Here is a 1,541-nt window from a genome sequence, read left to right on the forward strand (position 1 = left end):
GCATTGGGGCGGCGAGCCTGGCCCGCGCCGCCCGGGTCGAGGGTCTGGACGTGACCCTCTATGATGATGGCGTGGCCCCGGGCTCGGGCAATCCCGCCGCTCTTGTGACCACGGCCCTGGATGCCGGGGGCGGACCCAGGGCGGCCCTGCCCGCCCAGGCCCTGGCCCGGGCGTCGGCGCTTTATGATCGGGTCCCGGACGCGATCCTGGCGCATGGTGTCCTGCAGCAGGCGCTCGACCCGCGCAGCGAGAGTCGCTTTGCCGCTGTCGCGGCCCAGGACCATTTCGAGCCCGGCAGCATGACCCTGCTGACCGGCACGGCGGCCGGGGCCGCACTCGGTGAACCGGTCCCGGCGGTCCTGGCCATGCAGACCGCCCGGGTGATCGAACCGGCAACTGTCCTGGCCGCCTGGCGCGGCGAGGTCGTCGTTGTCGGTATCGAGGCCCTGGTCCGCACACCGGACGGCTGGACCCTGCTGGACGCCGACGGGGCGGTGATCGGCCGCGCGGACATTGTCGCGGTCGCCGCCGGAGCCGCCCTGAACCGGCTTTTGCCCGACCTGCCCTGCCGTCCGGTGCGCGGTCAGGCCAGCTGGACCGCCCTCGCCGGCCCGCCGGTCACACCGGCAGCCTTCGGCGGCTATGCGGTGCCGACCCGCGACGGCGTCCTGTTCGGCGCCACCCATGACAAGGACGATCCGTCTACGGATGTTTGCCCTGGTGACCATGAGCGAAACCTCGCCACCTTGGCTGAAGGTCGTCCGCAACTGGCGGCCCGTCTGGCCGATCAGCCCCTGTCGGGACGGGCGGCGGTACGGGCGACGACGCCGGACCACCTCCCTCTGGCGGGGGCGATCGGGGACGGACTGTTCGTCCTGGGCGGTCTGGGCGGACGCGGCTTCGGCCTGGCCCCGCTGCTGGCCGAGCATGTGGTGGCCAGGATGCTCGACCTGCCCTCACCCCTGCCCCGAACCCTGTCCCGCCTTGTCAGCCCGGACCGCTATGCGACGGCTTCAACGCCCCTGAACAAGGAAAGCGATGCCGTGACCTGAAAAAGGGACCCGATCCTGCGACCGGGTCCCTCTTTTCAATGGCGATCGTCTTCCGGGTATCCTGTCCGGCCCGACCTTGAAGGCCGGACCGGACCGGACGTCGTCTAGAAGGTGATCGAGATCGCCGAACGACGGTTCAGCGGTTCCTTGACCCCGTCACCCGTGGCCACGGCCGGAGCGCTTTCGCCCTTCCAGTCGACGGCCAGGCTTGTGGCGGCCACGCCCATGCCGACCAGACCGTCGGCGACGGCCTTGCCGCGACGTTCTGACAGGCGGGCATTGTACTTGTCAGAGCCCGAGGTGTCGGTGTGGCCGGTGACGGTGATGCGGGTCGCGCCGCCGCCCTTGGCATAGTCGGCCGCCTGCTGGACGACCGCCTGGGCTTCAGGCGTCAGGATCGACTGGTCGAACGGGAAGTAGACCACAAACTCGCGAGCCTCATAGGCCACTGCTGCGGGCGGGGCCGGCGGAGGCGGCCCCGCCCGCAGC

Annotated in this window: 2 protein-coding genes; one reads left to right on the forward strand and one right to left on the reverse strand. The window is 71.1% G+C overall.

Annotated elements, in window-relative coordinates; all coding sequences use genetic code 11:
• Positions 1–1,052: FAD-dependent oxidoreductase (locus DBR10_RS13510; RefSeq protein ID WP_146187848.1), on the forward strand; the 1,052-nt coding region annotated here is incomplete at its 5' end.
• A 104-nt stretch (positions 1,053–1,156) separates the two neighbouring features.
• Here the strand turns inward: DBR10_RS13510 and DBR10_RS13515 are convergent.
• Positions 1,157–1,541, reverse strand: a 385-nt coding sequence (locus DBR10_RS13515) for an OmpA family protein (protein WP_146187849.1), incomplete at its 5' end; no start/stop codon positions are given.

Origin of the sequence: Caulobacter sp. HMWF025, from assembly GCF_003060965.1 — a bacterium.
In the GTDB taxonomy this organism is placed as follows: domain Bacteria; phylum Pseudomonadota; class Alphaproteobacteria; order Caulobacterales; family Caulobacteraceae; genus Caulobacter.